Here is a 239-nt window from a genome sequence, read left to right as displayed (position 1 = left end):
GCATAATTTGGCCGTTTTTATAAGCAACGTCAATCAAGGCCCCGCCGAGACACTCTTCACCGTCATAAAAAACAACAGCTTGTCCTGGAGTGATAGCACGTACAGGTTCATCAAATTTGACAGCAACTTTATCTCCCTTAACAGAGATAGTTACACCTGTGTCTTCTTGACGGTAACGGAATTTCGCTGTGCAATGCATTTCAAATTCTTCAGGCATTGGACGAGTGAAGCTCAATTCA

The 239-nt window shown here is 43.1% G+C and carries 1 protein-coding gene; it reads right to left on the bottom strand.

The annotated features are described in order from the left end of the window. On the bottom strand, positions 1-239 hold a 239-nt coding region (locus tag ETC07_RS16420; RefSeq protein ID WP_368733198.1), incomplete at both ends, for an aminomethyltransferase beta-barrel domain-containing protein.

The sequence above is a fragment of the Halomonas borealis genome, assembly GCF_004798905.1.
Classification (GTDB): domain Bacteria; phylum Pseudomonadota; class Gammaproteobacteria; order Pseudomonadales; family Halomonadaceae; genus Halomonas; species Halomonas borealis.
Note: the sequence above shows the minus strand (reverse complement) of the source record. Positions and strands in the feature narration are given on the sequence as shown.